Source organism: Phyllobacterium sp. T2-21, assembly GCF_055378485.1.
The window spans coordinates 979,470-1,001,529 of the sequence record NZ_AP027912.1 but is presented as its reverse complement, the minus strand read 5'-3'; the positions used below and the strand labels follow the sequence as shown (position 1 = coordinate 1,001,529).

Here is a 22,060-nt window from a genome sequence, read left to right as displayed (position 1 = left end):
TCTCGCTCTCAGCCAGCGACCTCTTCGTCCGGCACTTCATCCGTCTCAACAGCAACCAGATCGTCTTCGGTGATCCAGCCGGCCTTGAGGCGCGCTGTCAGAACCATCTGCTCCGCATCGGTACGGCTGACTTCGAAAGCCGAGAGAATGCCGGGATGGTTGATTGTCTCACCATCCTTGCGCTCACGCCAGCCGGTCAGTTCATCCACCGCATAACCGGCGAAATCTTCAATCGTCTTGACGCCGTCTTCGCCGACAGCAACCAGAATGGCATTCGTCATGCCAGGCAGATCGCGCAGTTCGTCCGAAACACCCAGCTCCTTGCGGCGGGCATCGCGTTCAGCTTCGATGCGGCCGAGATATTCCTGGGCGCGCTGCTGGATTTCGCTTGCCGTCTCCTCATCGAAACCATCGATGGAGGAAATTTCATCGCCATCCACATAGGCGATTTCCTCGACACTGGCAAAACCTTCCGATGCAAGAACCTGACCGACCATCTCGTCGACATCAAGCGCTTCCATGAACAGGTTGGAGCGTTCGACGAATTCCTTCTGGCGGCGTTCCGACTCTTCCTGCTCGGTGAGGATATCGATATCCCAGCCGGTCAGCTGCGATGCAAGGCGCACATTCTGGCCGCGACGACCGATTGCCAGGGATAGCTGGTCATCCGGAACCACAACTTCAATACGTTCCGCATCTTCATCAAGCACAACCTTGGCGACTTCCGCCGGCTGCAGCGCGTTGACGATGAAGGACGCCGGTTCAGGCGACCACGGAATGATGTCGATCTTTTCGCCCTGGAGTTCACCGACAACCGCCTGAACGCGCGAGCCGCGCATACCAACGCAGGCGCCGACAGGATCGATCGAGGAATCACGCGAAATCACGGCAATCTTGGCGCGCGAGCCGGGATCACGGGCAACCGACTTGATTTCGATGATGCCGTCATAAATCTCAGGCACTTCCATGGTGAACAGCTTCGCCATGAACTGCGGATGAGTGCGGCTCAGGAAAATCTGCGGGCCGCGCTGTTCGCGGCGCACGTCATACACATAGGCGCGAACACGGTCACCGTAGCGGAATGTCTCGCGCGGGATCAGTTCATCGCGGCGGACGATCGCTTCACCACGACCGAGATCGACGATGACATTGCCGTATTCAACGCGCTTGACGCTGCCGTTGATGATTTCGCCGACACGATCCTTGTATTCGTCATACTGGCGGTCACGCTCGGCTTCACGCACCTTCTGCACGATAACCTGCTTGGCGGACTGGGCGGCAATACGGCCGAAATCCATCGGCGGGAGCTGATCGGCAAGGAAATCGCCGGGCTGCGCATCGGGATTGCGGTCGCGCGCGGCATCCATGCTGATCTGCGTCACCGGATCTTCAACATCTTCGACAACTTCCAGCAGGCGCTGCAGCTTGATCTCGCCGGTCTTGGCATTGATATCGGCGCGGATATTGGTTTCCTGACCGTAACGCGAACGCGCGGCCTTCTGAATGGCATCGGCCATTGCCGCAATGACGATCTCGCGGTCAATCGACTTCTCGCGGGCCACCGCATCGGCGATCTGCAGAAGTTCTAGCCTGTTTGCACTGACTGCCATGTCTTTCTCCTTGAAGTTCCCCTTGGGGGTTCATCGCACCGCTTCTCCCGCGGCGTATGAAGATCAATCCTGTTTTGTCTGTTCCCGCTCAGCGGATTCGGCGTCGTCAGGCGCTACGGCGCCCTCCTCGGGAATCCGGCCTTCGCGTAAGTCCTTGTCGCGGCGCAAGGCATCGCGAATAAGATCGTCCGTCAAAATGAGCCGTGCATCCGAGATCAACTCGAATGGCACCTCGATCACCGGCTCATCACCATAACTCGCCTGATCGCTTTCTATCGTGACACTGTCATCGGTAACGGAGGCAATGCGGCCGCGGAATTTCTTGCGTCCATTCAGAACGGCAGATGTATCAACCTTGACGATGTGACCGGACCACGTGCTGAAATCCGACTTGCGCACCAGCGGGCGATCGATACCCGGCGACGATACTTCCAAGTGGTAATGACGGTCGATTGGGTCTTCCACATCGAGAACCGGCGACATCGTCCGGCTGACCAGTTCGCAATCCTCGACGGTCATGGTGCCATCGAAGCGTTCGGTCATGATCTGCAAGGTCAGGCCGTTCAGTCCGGAAAGCCGAACACGCACAAGGCGGAAACCAATGGATTCCAGCACTGGCTCGATAATACCGGCAATACGGGCATCGACGCCCGTCTCGGTGATAATGCGCTCTTCATGCGCGGTTGTTTCAACCGCTTGGTGTTCTGTTTTGGTGCCGTCTGTCACGCAGAATTTTCCCTGTTTCGGCCCCAAGAAACAAAAAAGAGCGGGACCTGTGTGGACCCACCCCTGTTCTATCGACCAAGAATATGACTTCTATATATCGAAATGAGGGGAGAGTTTCAAGCTCTGTGACGAATTTCTGCGCGTCCGCCACAGTTCGGCGATTTCAACGCCGCATGCAGCCGCACATACCGCTTCCCGCGTTGCAAGGGCCTGCCGTTCAAACCGCGATATGCCGGATTGGTCAAAAATCATCCAAACAAATGGATTCAGGCTTTTGTAAGGGCCGAAAATGCCGAATTCATGCCACCGCAATGCATTTTCGCATGGCTGCCGTGCGCTGCGGGGCCTAACCCTTTCGAGCCAACTCCCCTATCTATGCTGCATCGCAATATAACTGCGAAAGGAATGAGCCATGACCAAGAGACATATGCCTTACAAGATCAGCCGCTTTCTCAACGTATTCGGCAGTGCCGTTGCTGTTGCTTCTGCAACACGCCTCGGTCATCAGCCGATCCCGTCGGATCTGCGCAATCTTGGCATTGACCCTGTTCAGTTCAGCACGATCCACCGGAATTAATATCCCGGTGGACTGGGCTGATCACTGATCAGTCCTCGTTCGCAGCAAGCTGCGACAGTACCTTGCCTTTGCCCCGTGCCCGCAAGATCAGTGGCACGACCACGGCACAGACCGCCAAAACAAGCAGAATGATCGCAATGGGCGACCCGACCAGCACGGTAACGTCGCCCTGGCTGATCGCCAGCGCACGGCGCAATTGCTGCTCCGCCATCGGCCCGAGGATCAGGCCGACCACAACCGGCGCGATCGGATAACCGAACCGGCGCAGAATATACCCCATGACACCGAATGCCAGCAGCATGCCAAGCTCGAATGTCGACGGGTTGGCGCCGATGGTGCCAAGCGTGGCAAACACGAGAATGCCGGCATAAAGCCAGTGCCTCGGGATGGACAGCAAGCGCACCCAGAGCCCGATCATCGGCAGATTCAGCACCAGCAGCATGAAATTGGCCACGAGAAGACTGGCAATCAATCCCCAGACAATCTGCGGATTGGTGGCGAACAGCAGCGGTCCGGGCTGCAGACCGAACTGCTGGAAACCGGCCAGCATGATCGCTGCGGTTGCCGTCGTCGGCAGCCCAAGCGTCAGCAGCGGGACCAGTGTTCCGGCAGCCGATGCATTGTTGGCGGCTTCCGGGCCTGCAACACCTTCAATGGCGCCATGGCCAAATTCCTCCGGCTTCTTCGCCAGCTGCTTCTCCACCGAATAGGACAGGAATGTACCGATCTCGGCGCCGCCTGCCGGCATGGCGCCGATCGGGAAACCGATGACCGTGCCGCGCAGCCATGGTTTCCACGACCGCGACCAGTCTTCCCTGTTCATCCACACCGATCCCTTGACCGGCTCGATCTTTTCATCCCCGCCGTAGCGGGCAGCCGCAACACTGAGGGTCTCGCCGATTGCAAACAGGGCAACAGCAAGAGTGGTGACTTCCACACCATCCAGAAGGTCGGGAATACCGAAAGCCAGACGCGCCTGCCCCGTCTGGAGGTCGATACCAACCAATCCGAGGGCAAGGCCGAGAAAGAGCGCTGTGAGGCCGCGCAAGGTTGAATCGCCGAAGGCGGCGGATACGGTCATGAACGCCAGGATCATCAGGGCAAAATATTCGGCCGGACCGAACGACAGGGCAAATTTGACGATTGTCGGCGCAATCAGCGCAAGCCCAAGCGTTGCGATCAGGCCGGCAACGAAGGAACCGATGGCGGCCGTTGCCAGCGCAGGCCCTCCACGGCCGGCGCGGGCCATCTTGTTGCCCTCCAGCGCCGTAACGATGGAAGCGCTTTCCCCCGGCGTGTTCAAAAGGATCGACGTGGTCGACCCCCCATACATGCCGCCATAGTAAATGCCGGCAAACATGATGAGTGAACCCGCCGGGTCAAGCTTGTAGGTGACCGGCAAAAGCAGCGCCACCGTCAGCGCCGGCCCGATGCCGGGCAGAACGCCGACAGCGGTACCGAGCGTGACACCGACGAGCGCGTAAAACAGGTTCATCGGCTCCAGCGCGACCAGAAAGCCGTGGGCGAGGAGTGTAAATGTATCCATGGCTGTGATGCCTTTTAAATGAGGTGCTCAAGCGGCCCGGCAGGAAGCGACAATTGCAGCCCCTTGGCGAAAATGATCCAGACGACGAAAGAAAGGACGATCCCGATCGGAATGGTCATCCACAGCGGCCTTTTGCCAAAACCGCGGGCTGTCGCCGCAAACAATATGCCGGTTGCAATGGAAAAGCCGACCGTGTTCAGGAGCAGCATCTGCGCGGCAAGCCCGCCGACAATCCAGATGACAGGGCCAAATTCCTGCGCCTCGCGCTCGGGAAAATCCCCGCGCCAGGCTTCAATGCCGGTCCAGACGGACAGCACGAAAAGACAGCCGGATATGGTGTAGGGAAATGCGCCAGGGCCGATGCGCGTGGTGCTTCCACCGTGGGCGGTCGCTGTACTGTAGACGATGACAGCTGCAACCAGGGCGAGAACGACGGCTATGACAAGCGCCGCCCGGTCAGGGCGGCGCGTTGCGGATGCAGACACGTTGTTTGTCATTTTACAAGGCCGATATCTTTCAGGATTGCCGATGTTGCTTCGGTATCCTTCGCCAGCTGCGTCTTGAACGCATCACCTGCAAGATAGGTGTCTGCCCAACCCTTGGTGGCAAGCTGATCCTGCCACGCCTTCGACTTCACCATCTTCTCGACATCGGCGCTGATCACAGCTTCCTGTTCTTTGGAAATGCCGGGGGCCGCGGCAACCATGCGCCAGTTCTGGATGGCCACATCAATGCCGCCCTCCTTGAACGTCGGTGCATCGACGCCCGCTACCTTCGCATCGCTGGAAATGCCGATAATGCGCAGCGTACCAGCCTTGATCTGCGATTCGAATTCACCATAACCGGAAATGCCCACCGTCACCTGATTGCCGAGAATGGCAGCCAGCGCTTCGCCGCCACCAGAGAAGGCGATATAATTGACCTTGGTCGGGTCAACACCCGCTGCCTTGGCGATCAGGCCAGCCGTGATGTGGTCCGTACCGCCAGCCGAGCCGCCGCCCCACGACACCGAACCTGGATCGGACTTCAGCTTTTCCGCGAGATCGGCCATGCTCTTGATGGGCGATGCTGCGGGGACAACCAGCGCTTCGAATTCGCCGGTCAGCCGGGCGATGGGAGTAACCTGGCTGAGATTGACCGGCGACGCATTGGTCAGGATGGCGCCGACCATGACGTAACCGCCGACGATCAGCTGCGCCGGATCACCTTTTGCCGAATTGGCAAACTGGGCAAGACCGATGGTGCCGCCGGCGCCGGGAACATTGACCACCTGAACGCTTCCGGAAATCTTCTCATCCTGCAACACGGACTGGATGGTGCGGGCGGTCTGGTCCCAGCCACCGCCGGGGGCAGCCGGTGCCATGATCTTGTAATCGGCAGCAAAGGCCGAACCCGACACAATCATCGCGCCGGCAGCAGCGAAAGCAAGCAACATTTTACGCATTGTAGAAATCCTCCCGTGACAGCATTCCGCCGTCTGTTTTTGCTGGATCTTTGAAGAAGCCGGGAGGCGGCAACAGTCAAAGTCTTGAACTGACGTCAAGCGCGCAATTCAACGTACACCAATACACTATAGGACAGCCTCCCAGCGGTCTCCTCATGCTCAGATTGACAGGAGAAAACTGTCTGGAAGCTGTCACGTATTGGGGAAGACCGGCCAATATCGGCCGGATCGGCAATTCAGCGGCGTGAAAAAGTCAGGTAGGCACCGACACGCCCTTCGCGATGCGCTTTCTGCTCATAGCGGGTGCCGGGCCAGGCCTCATAGGGCGTGTGCCAGTCGGCGGATGTCTCAGCCTGCCACGCGAACGCCCCATGAGCGCGGCAATGCTGCAATGTCCAGTTGACGTAAGTATCGATATCCGATGCAAAACGGAACGGGCTGCCCGGCTTCAACACCCGGGCAAAACGGTCAAGGTTCTTCTGGCTGACGAAGCGGCGCTTCCAATGTTTCTTTTTCGGCCAAGGATCCGGATAAAACAGATCGATACCGTCAAGCGATGCGTCCGGCAGCCAGTCCAGGACCTGCGTTGCATCGTCATCGTACAGGCGAATGTTCTGCAGGGGATTTTCGTGCAGATCGACAACCAGCTTTGCCATGCTGTTGACGAAAGGCTCGACACCGATAAAGCCGGACTTGGGAAAACGGGCAGCTTCATGCAGCAGATGTTCGCCGCCGCCAAAGCCGATTTCGAGCCGAACCTTGTCGACCTCCGCAGTAAAAAGACTGCGAAGGTCGCCGGGTGCAGGTTCCGACAGATCCAGTTTCAGCAGCGGCAGCAACTCGTCGCGGATGGAGCGTTGCAGGGGCCGCAGTGTCTTGCCATTGCGTCTGCCGAAAAACGCTTCCGTTGAGCGCTCGCGCCTGGGCTCTTCTGTATCTGTCATCATCTTCAATCAAACTGGCTGCTTACGCAGCCAGTGCACTCTTCAACTGCTTGGCCAGATCAGTCTTTTCCCAGGAGAACGAACCGTCACGACCGGGCTTGCGGCCGAAATGGCCATAGGCGGATGTCTTGGCGTAGATCGGCTTGTTCAGGTCAAGATGCTTGCGGATGCCTGTCGGCGACAGGTCCATGACCTTGCGCAGGGCAGCTTCCACGGCATCTTCATTCACCTTGCCGGTGCCATGCAGGTCAACATAGACCGACAGAGGCTGAGCAACGCCGATGGCATAGGACAGCTGGATCGTGCAGCGATCGGCAAAGCCGGCGGCGACAACATTCTTGGCGAGATAGCGCGCCGCATAGGCAGCAGAGCGATCAACCTTGGTGGTGTCCTTGCCGGAGAAAGCACCGCCGCCATGGGGCGCCGCGCCGCCATAGGTGTCCACGATGATCTTGCGGCCTGTCAGGCCTGCGTCACCATCCGGTCCGCCGATGACAAACTTGCCGGTCGGGTTGATGTACCAGACGCAATTGTCGGCAATCTTGAGATCGCCCAGCGCTTCGCGGATGTAGGGTTCAACGACCTTGCGAACCTTCTTGGAATCCCAGCTTGCATCCAGATGCTGTGTCGAAAGAACGATCTGCGTCGCTTCCGCCGCTACGCCATCGACGTAACGAACCGTCACCTGGCTCTTGGCATCGGGGCCAAGCCGGCCAGCCTCGCCCTCGCCCTTGTGGCGGGCAGCGGCGAGAAGCTCGAGAATCTTGTGCGAATAATAGATCGGAGCCGGCATCAGGTCCGGTGTTTCCCGGCAGGCATAGCCGAACATGATGCCCTGGTCGCCTGCACCCTCTTCGCCCTGACGGTCAGACGCATTGTCGACGCCCTGCGCAATGTCGGCCGACTGCGGATGCAGCAGCACGTCAATCTTTGCAGTCTTCCAGCTGAAGCCATCCTGCTCATAGCCGATATCGCGGATCGCACGGCGGGCGGCAGCGCGGAAGCGGGAGGGATTGATGACCGGATGACCCTTGGCGTCATGAACAACAGCGCCGTTCTTGTCCTTCTTGAGCAGCGTGTCGGGGACACGCACTTCACCGGCAATAACAACCCGGTTGGTCGTTGCCAAGGTTTCACAGGCAATACGCACAGTCCACGGATCAACACCCGTTTTCTTTGCTTCCTTATAAATCATGTCGACGATTTCATCGGAAATACGGTCGCAAACCTTATCTGGATGACCTTCCGATACAGACTCACTGGTAAAAAGATAGGAACTGCGTGTCACGGGAAACCCCTCTTAAAACAAACGTACGCCCATTCCACAGGGAACGAGCCTGCGTAGTGTTTGCCAAGGTCCAAGGATTCAGTCAATCGCTTTCGTTTTCAAACAAACAGCATTGGAAGAATTTTTCTACTGTTTGAACGGAAAGATCGGCAGGCTAACGGGAATCTATCCTTCGGGATCTTCTTCGTGACTCAATGTCCGCACCAGATCGAGGATTTTCCGGCGAATCTTCGGGTCGCCGATCTTGGCGAAGGCACGCGCAAGCTGTATCCCCTCGGAGCTGTTGAGAAAGCCCACAACGTATGTGTTGTCACTTTCCTCCTCGAAACCCTGCACCTTCTCCGGCTGGTCGGGCATATCATCAAAGAAAAACGTGACGGGTACGTTGAGAACGTTGCCAATCGCTTGCAGACGGCTGGCACCTACCCGGTTGACACCCTTCTCGTATTTTTGAATTTGCTGAAATGTAATTCCCAGGCTATCGCCTAGTCTTTCCTGGCTGAGGCCAACCATGTTCCGGCGCAGACGGATTCGGGCGCCCACGTGGACGTCAACTGGGTTCGGTCGCTTTTTATTATCGGGCATGAAAATCTCATTCGTATGAAATGGGGCTGAAAACTAATTTTATCATCAATGTATCAACAGACCAAATATAACGGTATTCGACAGGGCAAAGGTAAAAAAGTCAACCGAGACGCCTTCTATCCCGATAAAAATACGCCAGTACGGCAGCAAAAAGCAGACCGAGTACAATCAGAAATTGAAATCTGCGTAAGCCTTCACTTAATGGTAGTTGAACCCTACCGGGAAGCGCCACATCGACCACACCCACTGCATTCAGTGCCAGGGCATCGATGATTCGACCGTAGGGATCGACAACCGCTGATAGTCCATTGTTGGCGGCACGGACAAGCGGCAAACCCTGCTCGACCGCGCGCAATTGCGCCTGGCGGAAGTGCTGATACGGACCTGGCGTATCGCCATACCATGCATCATTGGTCACATTGATGATCGCGTCGGCCGCCGGCCCCTGATACCCCATTTCAGCCGGAAAGATCGCTTCATAGCAGATGAGCGGCAAAGCGGTGAGATTGTCGTTCACCTTGAGCGACTGCTTGGAAGCGCCTGCGGTAAACCCGCCAGGCATTCCAGCAATTTCGTTCAAACCCAGGCTGCGCAGAATGCCTTCGAGCGGCAGATATTCCCCGAACGGAACCAGATGCACCTTGTCGGCAGCACCGGTAATCTCACCGGCATCATTGATGCTGTAGATCGTGTTGTAATACAGCGGCGGCTGATTGCCTCCCGGCTCCTCCATTCGCACGGCCCCGGCGAGCAGGACTTGCCCCTCTTTCAGCATTCCGGCAATGGCCCGCAACGCGTCGGGTGTTCTCGTCAGGATATAGGGGACCGCTGTTTCCGGCCAGACAATCACGTCGGGTGCCGGGGCACCGGATCGTGGCGGCTTGCCGCTCATGGCGAGATATTTATCAAGAATATCGCGGCGCGCTTCCACGTCAAACTTCAGATCCTGCGCGATCGACGGCTGAACGATACGAACATTGGGACCCTTTGCGACAAGGCTGGCTGTCTGCAGCCTGTAAAACCCGTAACCCGCATGGGCGCACACCAGGATCAGCGCGACGACCAGGCCCGTTCTGATATCCCGGCGGCCAGCAAGCAAGGCGGGCATGGAAAACACCGCGACGGCCAGCGCATTCATGCCCAGGAGGCCGACAAAAACCGATGACTGCATGAGAACGGGAACCGGCATCGCTGCATAACCGATCGCATTCCAGGGGAAACCGGTGAGCACAACGGAACGCAGCCACTCGGTAATACCGAAGGCAAACGCCAGCGACAGAACACGGCCCATCCCTTCACTCCAGAACAGTCGGGCCAGCGCTGCGGCAAAAGCGTAGAAAACGGCGAGAACGGCCGGCAGTCCAAGCACGGCAAGCGGAATTGCCCAGGCAAAGCCGGCAGCGTCCACCAGCAGTGCATTCCCCAGCCACCAGAGGCCAAAGACGAAATAGCCGAAACCAAACCACCAGCCAATCATGGCAGCCGGCCAAAGCCTGCGGAGAGGCCCGGCACCCGCATTGTCGACTGCACCGTCAATCAGCCAGACAAGAACCGGAAAGGAGATGAAGCAGACGGCAAAAAAATCATAGGGCGGCAGCGCGAAACTGGCCAGCGCACCCATGAGAAATGCCAGCGCAACACGCTTCCATCCCCACAGCAGGATGATTTTTCCGGCCAGACGCTGGATCATGCCATGCCCCACCCTCGGTGATTTTTCGTCAGTATAAGCGGGTGAGACTTGCGCCAATCATTCGTCCATTTCAGCGGGTTCATCCGCCGCGCCGGGACGCGGCGCGCGCGGGCGGCGCTCGGCATGGCGCAGCGGCACGATGCGAACCTTGCGGATACGGCGCGGGTCGGCTTCGAGCACATGGAACTCATAACCCGGAACCGCCTGGACCATCTCGCCGCGCACGGGAATACGCCCGAGAATCGAGAAGATCAGACCGCCGACCGTGTCGACGTCTTCGCCATGCTCGCCAACGACAAAGCCGGGCCCGATCTTTCCGGCGACCTCTTCAAGATCGGCGCGGGCATCGGCGATGAAGACGCCTTCCGGCTCCTCCATGATCATCACTTCATCGTCGTCGTGCTCGTCTTCAATATTGCCGACGACCATTTCGACGATATCTTCCAGCGACACCAGGCCGTCGGTCCCGCCATACTCATCGATAACCAGCGCGATCTGAATGCGTTGTGCCTGCATACGGCCCATCAGGTCATTGGCAAGCATCGAGGGCGGCACGAAAAGGATCGGCCGCATAAGACTGAGCTCTGCAATGGTCTTGGTCAGCTCGACATTGCCCAGATCAAACTTGGCAGCAGCCGGTGCCTTGGGTGCCTTCGCCGAAGTTCGGCGCTGGGTCTTCACCCTGGAAATCTTGGTGATGTAATTGACCACATCACGGATATGCACCATGCCACGCGGATCATCCAGGGTTTCCGCGAAAACCGGCATGCGCGAATGGCCGGATTTTTCGAAAACCTCCAGCAGATCGCCGAGAGTCGTGGTGATATCGACCGCCTCGATATCCGCGCGGGGGATCATCACATCCTCCACGCGCAATTCACGCAGGCGCAGGATGTTGTGAAGCATGGCGCGTTCTTCCGGCGAAAACGCCGTATCGCCATTATCCGTGCCCGCCAGCGCCGCATCGATATCCTCTCGCAGGGATGTGCCCGGGCGAGCGCGCAGAAAAGGAAAGATTGCAGTGAGAAGCGAGCGCTTTTCGGTTGCGGGCGCTCTGGTGCTACTTTGCCCCTCGGCGTCACTCTCCTGCCCGGTTATGCCCTTGGCGGGCGCGGCAGGATCGTTCTGGTGCGACGTGTCAGACATGGTCCTCAATCGGATTGATCGTCAGTGACCGATAGCGCATATGGGTCGGGAATGGCAAGATGCGCGAGAATTTTACGCTCCAGATCTTCCATCTCTTCCGCTTCGCTCTCGATAATATGATCATAGCCCAGCAGATGCAAAAAGCCGTGCACGATCAGATGCGTCAAATGATGGTCGAAAGGTTTCTGTTCATCGGCAGCTTCACGCTCGACCGTTTCCCGAGCGATGACGATGTCGCCGAGCATGGGGCCGGGTTTCTGGCCGGGCTTGATCGGAAAGGCGGGGAATGACAGCACATTGGTTGGCTTGTCCTTGTCGCGCCAGTCATTGTTGAGTTCGCGGATCGCCGCGTCGTCGGTAAAGACGAGGCTGAGTTCACTCGCCGGTTGCGGGCCGCCATCCAATGTCTGCCATGCGGCAGCAATGGCCCTTTCGGCAAGCGCCTGCAGGGTGGCCTCCTCGGGCCAGCCGTCGGTTTCAACGAGAATATCGGTATCGATCAAAATTGTACCATCAAGCGTTGGATATCTTTCGAGCACGCAGCCCGTTGAGTCGGATAGCGCGGTTTTCAAGAACCGGAGCGCCGTGGACATTGTAGTCCATAAACGCCGGAAGTGCAGAAAATCGCATCAGACGGCCAACGGGATGGAGTGATCGAAATATCTCAGGGCTTGGCGCCTTCCTTGTCGTAGGCACGGACGATTGCCGCAACAAGCGGATGGCGGACAACGTCCACATCCGAGAAGCGGACTGTGACGATCCCGCTGACGCCATCGAGAATTCTCAGCGCTTCAACCAGACCGGATTTCTGGCCAGGAGGAAGATCGACCTGACTGGGATCACCGGTGATGATCATGCGTCCGTTTTCACCAAGGCGGGTGAGAAACATCTTCATCTGCATGGCTGTCGTGTTCTGCGCCTCATCAAGAATGATGGCAGAATGCGCCAGCGTGCGTCCGCGCATGAAAGCCAGCGGTGCAATTTCGATGACACCGGCAGCAATGGCCCGCTCGACCTTGTCGGCGGGCATCATGTCATACAGCGCATCATAAAGCGGCCGCAGATACGGATCGACCTTTTCCTTCATATCGCCGGGCAGGAAGCCAAGACGTTCACCAGCCTCCACGGCCGGACGCGACAGAATGATCCGGTCCACCAGACCACGCTCCAGAAGCATGGCGGCATGGGCAACGGCCAGATAGGTCTTGCCGGTACCGGCAGGGCCGACGCCGAACACCATTTCCGAGCGGTCCATTGCCCGCATATAGGCATCCTGTGTTGGCGTGCGGGCAAAAATCGTCTTCTTGCGGGTCGATATCTGGGCTGCAGCCATCTTGCTCTTGTTTTCCATGCTGGGAAGCGTCAGTTGATCGTCGGCGGCAATAGCCATGCGCAATGCGCCATCCACATCGGATGCCGAAATATCATGGCCCTTCTGCAGCTGTTCATAGAGCTGATCGAGGGCCCTTCGGGCCTGTTCGGTCGCGCCCGGTTCACCGCGAATCGCAAGCTGGTTTCCCTTGGAGCGGACATCGACACCCAACTTCTGCTCGATGCGGGCAAGGTTCTCGTCGAACTGACCGAACAAGGCGCTTGCCAGCCGGTTATTGTCGAATGTCAGTACGATATGCGCCAGATCCGAGGCCCCTGACGGAGCGGGTTTCAGCTTTTCGGTGGCGGTCAATCGGCTCTCCTTACCAAAAGGTGTTCAGTGCTTATATAGTCCCGTCGCTTGTCGTTTCCATCTCACGAACCCCAATCAGGCTGTTGGTTCCCGTGCTGATGATTCGTACGCTGATTATGTCGCCGATTTCCCCGCCATGTACATCGATAATTACAGGTTGTAACCAGGGAGATCGGCCAACCATCTGTCCGGGTTCCCGCCCGACCTTTTCGATCAGCACGTCCATGGTTTGACCGACCAGACTGCGCTGGAATGCATATTGCTGTTCGGACAGCAGTGCCTGCAGGCGCTGCAACCTTTCGTCCTTCACGGCTTCAGGGACATGGTCTTCCATATCCGCACCGGGCGTGCCGGGGCGGGGCGAGTATTTGAACGAATAAGCCGCGGCATAGGTGACGTCGCGCACGATCTGCAGTGTCGCTTCGAAATCCTCGTCGGTCTCGCCGGGAAAGCCGACGATGAAATCCCCGGAAAGGGCAATGTCCGAGCGCGCCTCGCGAATCCGGTTGATCAGCCGCACATATTCCGCAGCCGTATGTCTGCGGTTCATGGCCTTGAGAATGCGGTCCGACCCCGCCTGTACCGGCAGATGCAGATAGGGCATGAGCATCGGTAGGTCACGGTGGGCATGGATCAGCGTGTCGTCCATATCGCGCGGATGGCTGGTCACGTAGCGCAGGCGCGCAATGCCGGGTATCTCAGCCAGCCGGTAGAGCAGCTCGCCCAATCCCCACTCGCGCCCGTCGGCGCCTTCGCCATGCCAGGCATTGACGTTCTGGCCGAGCAGAGTCAGTTCGCGCACACCGGCATCAGCCAGCTTTTCGGCTTCCTTCAAGATCTGCGCGACCGGTCGCGAGACTTCCGAACCGCGGGTATAGGGCACCACGCAGAATGTGCAGAACTTGTCGCACCCCTCCTGGACAGTCAAAAAAGCCGTCACACCACGGCTTCTTGTCTGCTCCTTGCGGGGGGCCGGCAGATGCTCGAACTTGTCTTCGATCGCATATTCCGTCTCGACGACCCGCTCGCCCTGCCGCACACGGGCAAGCGCCTGCGGCAGGCGATGATAGGTCTGCGGACCGACCACCAGATCCACCACCGGCGCGCGGCGGGTGATCTCGTCGCCTTCCGCCTGCGCCACGCAACCGGCAACACCGACGGTCAGCTCGCGGCCTTCTTTGGCGCGGGCATCCTTCATCTTGCGCAGGCGGCCGAGCGCTGAATAGAGTTTTTCCGAGGCTTTCTCGCGAATATGACAGGTGTTGATCAATACCAGATCGGCGTCCTCCGCCGTATCGGTGGGGCTGTAGCCTTCCGCCGCCAGACTGTCCGTCATACGCTGGCTGTCATAGACATTCATCTGGCAGCCATAGGTCTTCACATAGACCTTGCGCGTGTTCGCAAGTGCTGGCGAAATGGGTACGGTTCCGGATGTCTCGTCCGGTTTATGCGAGGTGCTGATATCGTCCATGCGAGGCTTCTAAAGCTTTTTGAGGCCTTTGAGAATAGCAGAGTCACCCGGAATGGCTGACTCCGGCGTTTCTCCTGCCGCCGTGACAAGATCCCGGCCAAGGAGCGACGACAACGTCATCTCCCTCACCCGCTTCTCCATCAACCGTGCCAGCATCTTGCGGTTTGTCTTGCTGTCGATGGTCATCGGTTCGCCGAACCAGACATCGACATCGATCGCACCGTCCTTCAAAAGCCCGATCAGGCTCGGTCCCAGCGGCACGTCGCCCGGCCAGGAAATGATCGGGCGATGGAAGCGACCCATCGGCACGCCATGCACCCGCGTATAGGCAATCGCGACGGGTTGCACCGTCACCGTTTCCACGCTGGTTTCGCGGATTGCCACTTGGGCGGCACCGAAAAGCGACGTCTTGAAGGGCAGGACACGATTGCCGTCGGACGTGGTTCCCTCGGCAAACAGCACCATGACGTCACCGGCGGCCAGACGCGTTGCAATCTCGCTCGCCTGATCATGGGTCTTGCCGCGCTTTTCCCTCTCCACGAAGACGGAGCGCTGCAGTTTGGAGAGCATGCCGAACAGTGGCCAGCTCGCCACTTCGATCTTGGCGATGAAGGACAATTCCTTGAGCGCACCCAGCACCACGATATCGGTCCACGATGCGTGGTTTGCCGCCAGCAGCAGCGGGCGCTGCGTTGCCATGTCCCCATGCATGTGGATGCGCAAGCCAAGCAGTTTGGCGACGATGCGGTGATAGAAAATCGGAAACCGCTTGCGCAAGCCCCAGCCGGCCTTGAGGAAAAAGTACTGCAATGGCACCGAGATCAGGGTGACCAGCGCAAAAGCCGTTGCCGTGACAGTAAAACGGACCCAGGACATCATGTCAGCGTGCCCGCTTCAGGTCACGGCGCATGGTCAGGGCCGCGGAACGGCCGCCCGCAGTTTCATAATAGCCGGGACGTTTGCCCACCTGTTTGAATCCAAGGCGGCGGTAGAGCGCCAGGGCCGGCATATTTGTCTCGTCCACCTCCAGAAACAGCATTTCCGCCCGGGCATTGTGCAGATGGCGCAGGGTCGCGTCCATCAGGGCATGGCCAAGACCACGCCGTTGCGCGGACGGCGCCACCGCAATCGTCAGGATTTCCGCCTCGTCGACAACGAGCCTTGCCAGCACGAAGCCGCCGGGAGGCGCAGATCGCCTGCCCTCTTCCCGCGCAATGAAACCGAAGACATTCCCTTGCATCATCAGCGCATGGAATTCCTCATCGCTCCATGGCTGGCTGAACGTCAGGGCGTGCAGCTTTGCCAGGTGAATCGAATCCGTGCTTGCCAACGGTTCAATGACAAAAGGACGGTTGCGCAGATTACCCAGGGGAAAGCTCATCATTCCGAGACCTTCCTTCGCAGGACAAAACCCTGCTGCGGCTTGACGTCGAGCCCGCGCAGATAAAGCGGCTTCGGCGCTTCGCCATCAACCGCGCGCAGAGCGCCCAGCCGGGCAAAGGCTTCAATCGTTCCCGTCGACGTGGTCACGGCCACAGCGAGCTTGTGTTCCTTGCCATCATTGACGAGAGCCGCACCCGAACCGGACAGCACGACATCGTCCGGCCGTTCCGACAAGGCAGAGAACACGTCCGGTAGGGTTGTCACACCGGGCACCGAACCGGCAGAACCATCCGGCGCAAAGAACTGCGCATAGATCTCGTCGCGCCGTGCATCGATGATCGACAGGACAGGACGTTCCGGAAACACACGCCGCGCGTCAAAAGCCAATGCTTCAAGCGTGCTGACACCCACGACCGGACATTGCAAGGCAAAACCAAAGCCGCGCGCCGTGGAAACGCCGACACGCACGCCGGTGAACGATCCCGGACCGATGCTGACCGCGATCTTGCCGATGGCACTGATCGGTACCGCTGCATGGTTCAACGTCTGTTCAATGAAGGCCATCAAACGCTCCGCATGTCCCTTGCCAATATCCTCACTCGTTGCGGCAAGCACTGTCCCGGTTTCGACATCGAGAACAGCAACGGAGCAAAGAGTGGAGGCCGTATCAAGCGCAAGCAGTTTCATGGCCAATCGCGTAAACAAGAATCAGCCAGCAAACAAGTAGTGTTCGGGGAGGCACGCATTAATCTGGTCAAAATTGCACGTTGAGTTGCAGACGAGCGGCAGCGGCAGCCAATCTCCTGTCTCTGCCCCACAGCCGCGTGCCGGGTGTTAGCCGCGTTGCCGCCAGCAAGTGCGCGTCGACGTAGCCGATACCAAGACCGAACAGCGCTTCGGCATCGATAAAATGTATACCAAAGTCGACCCATGCGCCGCCGACCATCCGCGCGGATTGACCAAAGATCTTGATCAATTGTCCATGATCAGTGCCAGCGGCGCCCTGAACCGCGCCACAAGCCCTTCTTTCTCATATTGAATATCGGCATCCCCGGTGCCCGACAGGCCGAAACGGATCAGGCGCGAGCCAAATCCTTTCTTTTCGGGAGCAGTTGCGGCCGGGCCGCCGCTCTCGCGCCATGTCAGGACAAATTCCATCTGCGACGGAGCACGCTGGATTTCCCAACTGATCTCCACCTTGCCCTGTGTGTTGGACAGCGATCCATATTTCAGCGCGTTCGTGGCAAGTTCATGCAGCAGCAGCGACAGGGAAAGAACGGCCTTTGGCCCGAGATTGAGATTGGGTCCGCGCAAGACAAACTGCGCTGTTTCGCCGTGCAGCGCCAGGACGCTCTCCAGTACCGAACGGATACGCGCCGCCGACCAGTTCTGGTGCAGCAGCACATTGTGCGCCGAGCTGAGCGCCATCAGGCGCTGCTTGAATGCCTCGACCGCGTCCTGCGGCGCATCGCGCAGCGTTTGCGTTGCAATGGCCTGAACCATGGTAAGCGTGTTTTTCAGGCGATGGCTCAATTCCTGATTGAGAATACCCTGTTCATGCTCGGCCTGCAGCTTGGCAATCGCCGCGTAGGTTCGGTCGGCAATGCTGACGACAAACTGAATCTCGTCGGTCTGCCAATCCCTCGGATTCTCGCCGTGAACAAACATCAGCCCCACGAGTTCACCGGCGTGCATCAGAGGTACATTGATGAACGACCGGGCTTGAAGGGCTGCATAGCCCTCGTAGTCCTGCGCCAGCCAGTCCGTTCCCGGTATGTCGGAGACGGCAATCGGAATCCCGATCTGCGAGTTCTTGATCGTTGCCTTGAAGTTCACCAGCGAGTGGCGGCCGGCCATGGACTTCAGTGCGGCCGCTGTCCAATCCCGCTCGACATTGAAAAGATCCGCCGTCAAATCGATGATGGCAAATCCCGCACGACCGGCATTCAGGTTTTCACCGAGAATCCGTGAGGCAATTTCCGCAGCTTCGCCCGTTGTATGGGCGTCGCGAATACTGTCACCCAGTTCGAGAAGGGCAGCCTGACGGATCTCCGCCTGCTTGCGCTTGGTGACATCCTGGACCGTGCCGCGGAAGAACGCGGGTTGGCCAACGTCGTCATAGGCAAGCTCGCCACGGCGGCTCAGCCAGCGCAGCGACCCGTCATCGGCGCGGCGGATCCGGTATTCGATATCAAGCATGACGTTTCCATCAAGGCGCGATGGTTGATCGGAGACCAGATGCCTGTCGTCCGCATAGGTCAGCACCTCGAACGTCGGAGCGGAATATTGCTCGCTCTCCGGCAGTCCGTATAGCCGGCACATTTCGGGTGTAACGCGCGCAATATTGGTTTTGAGATTGAGTTCGAATGCCCCGATACCCCCCGCCTGCTGCGCCGGACCAAGCCATCCGTCGACCCGGTACTGCTTGTTGCGCGCCGCTTCACTCGACAGGGCCCGTTTCAGGCTGGAGCGAATCGAACGCCGCTGCTGGAGAACAACGTCGTTGCGGTCTTCCAGCACCCGGCGCAGTTCGAGGATGGTAATGACCTGCTCGGCAAGGTCCTGAAGGGCCTCGGTCTGCGCATCGGTCAACCCGCCGGGGCGCGGCACGCTGTCGATCACGCACAGGGTTCCGATCGCCTCGCCGCTGGGTGTATTGAGAACAGCCCCGGCATAAAACCGGATATGGGGTTCTCCCGTCACCAGGGTGTTGTGCCTGGTGCGCTCATCCAGTGTGAGGTCCGGAATGACGAGGACGGAGCCCGTCGGCAGCGCATGTGCACAAACCGATTGCTCCAAAGGTGTTTCACACGTCTCAAAGCCGGACCGCGCTTTGAACCATTGCCGGTCTCCGGCGACCAGGCTGATCAAAGCAACCGGTGTCTCGCAAATCTGCTTGGCAAGAGAGACAATATTATCGAATGCCGGCTCTGACGGCGTATCGAGAACATCATATTCAGCAAGGGCAGCCAGCCGATGGGCGTCCTGAAGAACTGAATGGGGCAAATCGCTCATGGATAAACCCAATCGCCAGATTATGTGAGAGACACGGGAGTTTTCGTGATTATCAAATAGTCTAATTTTACTCCGTGACAATTGCTATTTGCGAATTCCCGCGATCCGCGTCGCCGCAGAGAGGGAAATGCTCATCCAGCCCGATATCCGGAAGGGCTCAGCCATTATCAGGATATGGGACAGCTGCCGGCGGTCACGTCGAAACTCCTGGTGGCAAACTCACGTCCATGCGTGTCCTGCAGGGAAAAGGTCCAGACACCGGAAACCAGTTCGTAGCTCTTTTCGAACACCCAGCCCGCATAGCGCTGCTGCCGGATAGCACCGTCGGGCCAGCTGCTGCGCTGCATGCTGCGGCCATCAGGCGTGTGAATCACCGGATGCCGGACAACGATCATGATCGGCACGACCTGGAAATCGGGGACATTGAACGCGGCATACATCACGCCGAAACTGGTCCCGAGGCAGGCGGTTATTTTGTCGGCCCTGACAACGTCCACCGGCCCATCCACGAGCCGGTTATATCCTGTCGGCGTATCCGGTGCCGCTTCAGTGCCGACATCCTTGGCCCGCGTCAGACCCCAGTTGAGGATTTCAATGACCGGTTCTGCGCCCTGCGGCCTCGCAAGCCCCGCCCCGGTCAACAATGCCGGAAACACCAGGGCCAGGAGGCGAACAGCGCGCATCGGCTGCTATGCAGCCGCGCGCTTGGCTTTCAGTTCCAGTCTGCGGCGGTGCAGGACCGGTTCGGTGTAGCCGTTCGGCTGTGCCCGCCCCTTGAACACCAGATCGCAAGCGGCCTGAAACGCCACCGATGCATCGAAATCCGCAGCCATCGGCTGATAGTGCGGATCGCCCTCATTCTGCTTGTCGACGACCCCGGCCATGCGCTTCAGCGTTTCCAGAACCTGCGCCTCGCCGGCAACGCCGTGATGCAGCCAGTTGGCGATGTGCTGGGCGGAAATGCGCAACGTGGCGCGATCCTCCATCAGGCCGACATTGTTGATATCCGGGACCTTGGAGCAACCGACGCCCTGATCCACCCAGCGCACGACATACCCCAGAATGCCCTGGGCGTTGTTGTCGAGCTCGCGCTGGATATCTTCCGGTGTCCAGTTGGGCCGCGAAGCGACCGGCACCGACAGGATATCACCGAGTTTGGCGCGGCCGCGCGACTTCAGCTTTGCCTGTACCTCGGCCACGTCAACCCTGTGATAGTGGGTGGCATGCAGCGTGGCGGCCGTCGGCGACGGCACCCATGCGGTGTTGGCACCGGCCTTCGGATGGGCAATCTTCTGTTCAAGCATGGCTGCCATCAGGTCCGGCATGGCCCACATGCCCTTGCCGATCTGCGCGTGGCCGGAAAGGCCGCATTCAAGCCCGACATCGACATTCCAGTTTTCATAGGCGCCGATCCACGATGCCTGCTTCATGTCACCCTTGCGGATCATCGGACCCGCCTCCATCGAGGTGTGAATCTCGTCGCCGGTGCGGTCGAGGAAGCCGGTATTGATGAAAACAACCCGCTCCTTCGCCGCGCGGATGGCTTCCTTGAGGTTGACCGTCGTGCGGCGCTCCTCATCCATGATGCCCATCTTCATCGTGTTGGGCTGCATGCCGAGCAGGGCTTCAACGCGCCCAAACAGCTCCGAGGCAAAGGCGACTTCTTCCGGGCCGTGCATTTTCGGCTTGACGACATACATCGAACCGGCGCGCGAGTTCATGCGGCGGCCCTTGGGGCCGACGTCGTGCAGGGCGATCAGGCCGGTGATTGCCGCATCCATGATGCCTTCCGGCACTTCGTTGCCATCCTTGTCGAGGATGGCCGGATTGGTCATGAGATGACCGACATTGCGCACCAGCATGAGCGAACGTCCGGGCAGCGTCAGCGGCTTGCCGTCTTTCCCGGTGTAGTCCCGGTCGGGATTGAGCTTGCGCGTGACCGATTTGCCGCCCTTTTCAAACGTATCCTGCAAATCGCCGTTCATCAGGCCGAGCCAGTTGCGGTAGACGACAACCTTGTCTTCCGCATCGACGGCAGCAACGGAATCCTCGCAATCCTGAATCGTGGTGAGTGCCGATTCCAGTACCACGTCGGCAATATTGGCCGGGTCGGTTTTTCCAATGGGATGATCGGCGTTGATGACGATCTCCACATGCATGCTGTTCTTCACCAGGAGAATGGAGGATGGCCTGGAAGCATCGCCCTTATAGCCAACGAACTGTGCCTGCTCCTTCAGCGACGGTGAGACCCCATCGGCGGTCTTGAGCACAAGCGTGCCATGATCAACGGTAAGACTCGCAACATCAGCCCAGTGTGCGCCATCGAGCGGCGCACTGTCGTCGAGAAAGGCCTTGGCCCAGGCGATGACCTTGGCGCCGCGCAGCGGATTGAATGCCTTGCCCTTTTCCGCGCCGTCGGTTTCTGGAATGGCATCGGTGCCATAAAGCGCATCGTAAAGCGAACCCCAGCGCGCATTGGCCGCGTTGAGCGCATAGCGGGCGTTCATGACAGGCACCACCAGTTGCGGTCCGGCCGTTACCGCGATTTCCGGATCCACATTGTCGGTCGAGACGGAGAATGTTCCGCCCTCGGGCAGCAGATAGCCAATTTCCCGCAGGAACGCTTCATATTGCTCTGGCGTATATCCTGCCTGCCGCTTTTCACGATAGAACGCATCGAGCTTTTCCTGAAATGCATCGCGCTTGGCGAGCAAGGCCCGGTTCTTGGGCGACAGATCATCGACAATTGCTGCCAGGCCCTGAAAAAAGGCGTCGGCATTGACCGATGTTCCGACCACCGCTTCATTAGCCACGAAGTCGTAGAGCTCTTTCGCCACCTTCAGACCATCGATCTCGACCCGCTCGCTCATACCATACTCCTTAAGATTTTCTGTTAGCGTACCCTTGAACACACCAAAGCATTCCCCGTCAATTCGGCCTAAATGAACATG

The 22,060-nt window shown here is 58.7% G+C and carries 21 protein-coding genes; 1 reads left to right on the top strand and 20 read right to left on the bottom strand.

Features of this window, described 5'->3' with window-relative positions; all coding sequences use genetic code 11:
* Window positions 1–8: 8 nt before the first annotated feature.
* A complete protein-coding gene (gene nusA / locus ACZ5FP_RS04995; RefSeq protein ID WP_464662508.1) occupies window positions 9–1,610 on the bottom strand; it encodes a transcription termination factor NusA in 1,602 nt (533 codons plus the stop codon).
* Window positions 1,611–1,673: 63 nt separating this feature from the next.
* Window positions 1,674–2,336, bottom strand: coding sequence for a ribosome maturation factor RimP (gene rimP / locus ACZ5FP_RS04990; RefSeq protein WP_464662506.1), 663 nt, complete (start codon window positions 2,334–2,336; stop codon window positions 1,674–1,676).
* Between the two features lie 412 nt (window positions 2,337–2,748).
* Here rimP and ACZ5FP_RS04985 point away from each other — a divergent pair, with 412 nt between their 5' ends.
* On the top strand, window positions 2,749–2,913 hold the full coding sequence (locus ACZ5FP_RS04985; protein ID WP_165403430.1) for a hypothetical protein: 165 nt from the start codon (window positions 2,749–2,751) through the stop codon (window positions 2,911–2,913).
* Window positions 2,914–2,941: 28 nt separating this feature from the next.
* Here the strand turns inward: ACZ5FP_RS04985 and ACZ5FP_RS04980 are convergent, their stop codons facing one another.
* The 18 genes from ACZ5FP_RS04980 to ACZ5FP_RS04895 form a co-directional block, all read right to left on the bottom strand.
* Window positions 2,942–4,459 carry a tripartite tricarboxylate transporter permease gene (locus ACZ5FP_RS04980; RefSeq protein ID WP_463011878.1) on the bottom strand — a complete coding sequence of 506 codons (1,518 nt, stop codon included), beginning with the start codon at window positions 4,457–4,459 and terminating at the stop codon, window positions 2,942–2,944.
* A gap of 14 nt (window positions 4,460–4,473) precedes the next feature.
* Window positions 4,474–4,956, bottom strand: a complete 483-nt coding sequence (locus ACZ5FP_RS04975) for a tripartite tricarboxylate transporter TctB family protein (protein WP_464662503.1) — start codon at window positions 4,954–4,956, stop codon at window positions 4,474–4,476.
* Complete coding sequence (locus tag ACZ5FP_RS04970; RefSeq protein WP_464662501.1) at window positions 4,953–5,903, bottom strand: Bug family tripartite tricarboxylate transporter substrate binding protein; 951 nt, start codon at window positions 5,901–5,903, stop codon at window positions 4,953–4,955. The genes ACZ5FP_RS04975 and ACZ5FP_RS04970 overlap by 4 nt, the downstream gene beginning before the upstream one ends.
* 236 nt (window positions 5,904–6,139) lie before the next feature.
* The gene (gene trmB / locus ACZ5FP_RS04965; RefSeq protein WP_288191783.1) at window positions 6,140–6,847 is read right to left on the bottom strand and encodes a tRNA (guanine(46)-N(7))-methyltransferase TrmB; all 708 of its coding nucleotides are present in this window, start codon (window positions 6,845–6,847) and stop codon (window positions 6,140–6,142) included.
* A 22-nt stretch (window positions 6,848–6,869) separates the two neighbouring features.
* Window positions 6,870–8,135, bottom strand: a complete 1,266-nt coding sequence (metK, locus tag ACZ5FP_RS04960) for a methionine adenosyltransferase (RefSeq protein ID WP_199537979.1) — start codon at window positions 8,133–8,135, stop codon at window positions 6,870–6,872.
* A gap of 165 nt (window positions 8,136–8,300) precedes the next feature.
* Window positions 8,301–8,720 carry a helix-turn-helix domain-containing protein gene (locus tag ACZ5FP_RS04955; protein ID WP_223612073.1) on the bottom strand — a complete coding sequence of 140 codons (420 nt, stop codon included), beginning with the start codon at window positions 8,718–8,720 and terminating at the stop codon, window positions 8,301–8,303.
* 100 nt (window positions 8,721–8,820) lie between these two features.
* Window positions 8,821–10,410 carry an apolipoprotein N-acyltransferase gene (gene lnt / locus ACZ5FP_RS04950; RefSeq protein WP_464662498.1) on the bottom strand — a complete coding sequence of 530 codons (1,590 nt, stop codon included), beginning with the start codon at window positions 10,408–10,410 and terminating at the stop codon, window positions 8,821–8,823.
* Window positions 10,411–10,467: 57 nt separating this feature from the next.
* Window positions 10,468–11,556, bottom strand: coding sequence for a hemolysin family protein (locus ACZ5FP_RS04945; protein WP_346305927.1), 1,089 nt, complete (start codon window positions 11,554–11,556; stop codon window positions 10,468–10,470).
* A 5-nt stretch (window positions 11,557–11,561) separates the two neighbouring features.
* Entirely contained in the window at window positions 11,562–12,059 is a 498-nt protein-coding gene (ybeY, locus tag ACZ5FP_RS04940; RefSeq protein WP_464662497.1) for an rRNA maturation RNase YbeY, read from the bottom strand.
* A gap of 161 nt (window positions 12,060–12,220) precedes the next feature.
* Window positions 12,221–13,240 (bottom strand): PhoH family protein, encoded by a 1,020-nt coding sequence (locus ACZ5FP_RS04935; protein ID WP_463011880.1) that lies wholly within the window; start codon window positions 13,238–13,240, stop codon window positions 12,221–12,223.
* A 31-nt stretch (window positions 13,241–13,271) separates the two neighbouring features.
* The gene (gene miaB, locus ACZ5FP_RS04930) at window positions 13,272–14,711 is read right to left on the bottom strand and encodes a tRNA (N6-isopentenyl adenosine(37)-C2)-methylthiotransferase MiaB (RefSeq protein ID WP_464662496.1); all 1,440 of its coding nucleotides are present in this window, start codon (window positions 14,709–14,711) and stop codon (window positions 13,272–13,274) included.
* A gap of 9 nt (window positions 14,712–14,720) precedes the next feature.
* A complete protein-coding gene (gene olsA / locus ACZ5FP_RS04925) occupies window positions 14,721–15,587 on the bottom strand; it encodes a lyso-ornithine lipid O-acyltransferase (protein WP_464663174.1) in 867 nt (288 codons plus the stop codon).
* A gap of 4 nt (window positions 15,588–15,591) precedes the next feature.
* Complete coding sequence (rimI, locus tag ACZ5FP_RS04920) at window positions 15,592–16,095, bottom strand: ribosomal protein S18-alanine N-acetyltransferase (protein ID WP_464662494.1); 504 nt, start codon at window positions 16,093–16,095, stop codon at window positions 15,592–15,594.
* Window positions 16,092–16,781, bottom strand: a complete 690-nt coding sequence (gene tsaB / locus ACZ5FP_RS04915) for a tRNA (adenosine(37)-N6)-threonylcarbamoyltransferase complex dimerization subunit type 1 TsaB (RefSeq protein ID WP_464662493.1) — start codon at window positions 16,779–16,781, stop codon at window positions 16,092–16,094. Before tsaB ends, rimI begins: the two co-directional genes overlap by 4 nt.
* A gap of 67 nt (window positions 16,782–16,848) precedes the next feature.
* Entirely contained in the window at window positions 16,849–17,070 is a 222-nt protein-coding gene (locus ACZ5FP_RS04910; RefSeq protein ID WP_464662492.1) for a hypothetical protein, read from the bottom strand.
* A complete protein-coding gene (locus tag ACZ5FP_RS04905) occupies window positions 17,067–19,109 on the bottom strand; it encodes a GAF domain-containing protein (RefSeq protein ID WP_464662491.1) in 2,043 nt (680 codons plus the stop codon). The genes ACZ5FP_RS04910 and ACZ5FP_RS04905 overlap by 4 nt, the downstream gene beginning before the upstream one ends.
* 167 nt (window positions 19,110–19,276) lie before the next feature.
* Window positions 19,277–19,792 (bottom strand): DUF3859 domain-containing protein, encoded by a 516-nt coding sequence (locus tag ACZ5FP_RS04900; RefSeq protein WP_464662489.1) that lies wholly within the window; start codon window positions 19,790–19,792, stop codon window positions 19,277–19,279.
* A 6-nt stretch (window positions 19,793–19,798) separates the two neighbouring features.
* Window positions 19,799–21,979: a malate synthase G gene (locus ACZ5FP_RS04895; RefSeq protein WP_464662487.1), complete on the bottom strand. Its 2,181-nt coding sequence runs from the start codon at window positions 21,977–21,979 to the stop codon at window positions 19,799–19,801.
* Window positions 21,980–22,060 lie beyond the last annotated feature (81 nt).

Coding starts and splice junctions, on each gene's coding strand:
- ACZ5FP_RS04900 (WP_464662489.1), bottom strand. CDS start 19,792: ATGCGCGCTGTTCGCCTCCTGGCCCTGGTGTTTCCGGCATTGTTGACC.
- nusA (WP_464662508.1), bottom strand. CDS start 1,610: ATGGCAGTCAGTGCAAACAGGCTAGAACTTCTGCAGATCGCCGATGCG.
- ACZ5FP_RS04905 (WP_464662491.1), bottom strand. CDS start 19,109: ATGAGCGATTTGCCCCATTCAGTTCTTCAGGACGCCCATCGGCTGGCT.
- ACZ5FP_RS04895 (WP_464662487.1), bottom strand. CDS start 21,979: ATGAGCGAGCGGGTCGAGATCGATGGTCTGAAGGTGGCGAAAGAGCTC.
- ACZ5FP_RS04970 (WP_464662501.1), bottom strand. CDS start 5,903: ATGCGTAAAATGTTGCTTGCTTTCGCTGCTGCCGGCGCGATGATTGTG.
- ACZ5FP_RS04985 (WP_165403430.1), top strand. CDS start 2,749: ATGACCAAGAGACATATGCCTTACAAGATCAGCCGCTTTCTCAACGTA.
- ACZ5FP_RS04975 (WP_464662503.1), bottom strand. CDS start 4,956: ATGACAAACAACGTGTCTGCATCCGCAACGCGCCGCCCTGACCGGGCG.
- miaB (WP_464662496.1), bottom strand. CDS start 14,711: ATGGACGATATCAGCACCTCGCATAAACCGGACGAGACATCCGGAACC.
- ACZ5FP_RS04945 (WP_346305927.1), bottom strand. CDS start 11,556: ATGTCTGACACGTCGCACCAGAACGATCCTGCCGCGCCCGCCAAGGGC.
- ACZ5FP_RS04980 (WP_463011878.1), bottom strand. CDS start 4,459: ATGGATACATTTACACTCCTCGCCCACGGCTTTCTGGTCGCGCTGGAG.
- olsA (WP_464663174.1), bottom strand. CDS start 15,587: ATGTCCTGGGTCCGTTTTACTGTCACGGCAACGGCTTTTGCGCTGGTC.
- tsaB (WP_464662493.1), bottom strand. CDS start 16,781: ATGAAACTGCTTGCGCTTGATACGGCCTCCACTCTTTGCTCCGTTGCT.
- trmB (WP_288191783.1), bottom strand. CDS start 6,847: ATGACAGATACAGAAGAGCCCAGGCGCGAGCGCTCAACGGAAGCGTTT.
- lnt (WP_464662498.1), bottom strand. CDS start 10,410: ATGATCCAGCGTCTGGCCGGAAAAATCATCCTGCTGTGGGGATGGAAG.
- rimI (WP_464662494.1), bottom strand. CDS start 16,095: ATGATGAGCTTTCCCCTGGGTAATCTGCGCAACCGTCCTTTTGTCATT.
- ACZ5FP_RS04955 (WP_223612073.1), bottom strand. CDS start 8,720: ATGCCCGATAATAAAAAGCGACCGAACCCAGTTGACGTCCACGTGGGC.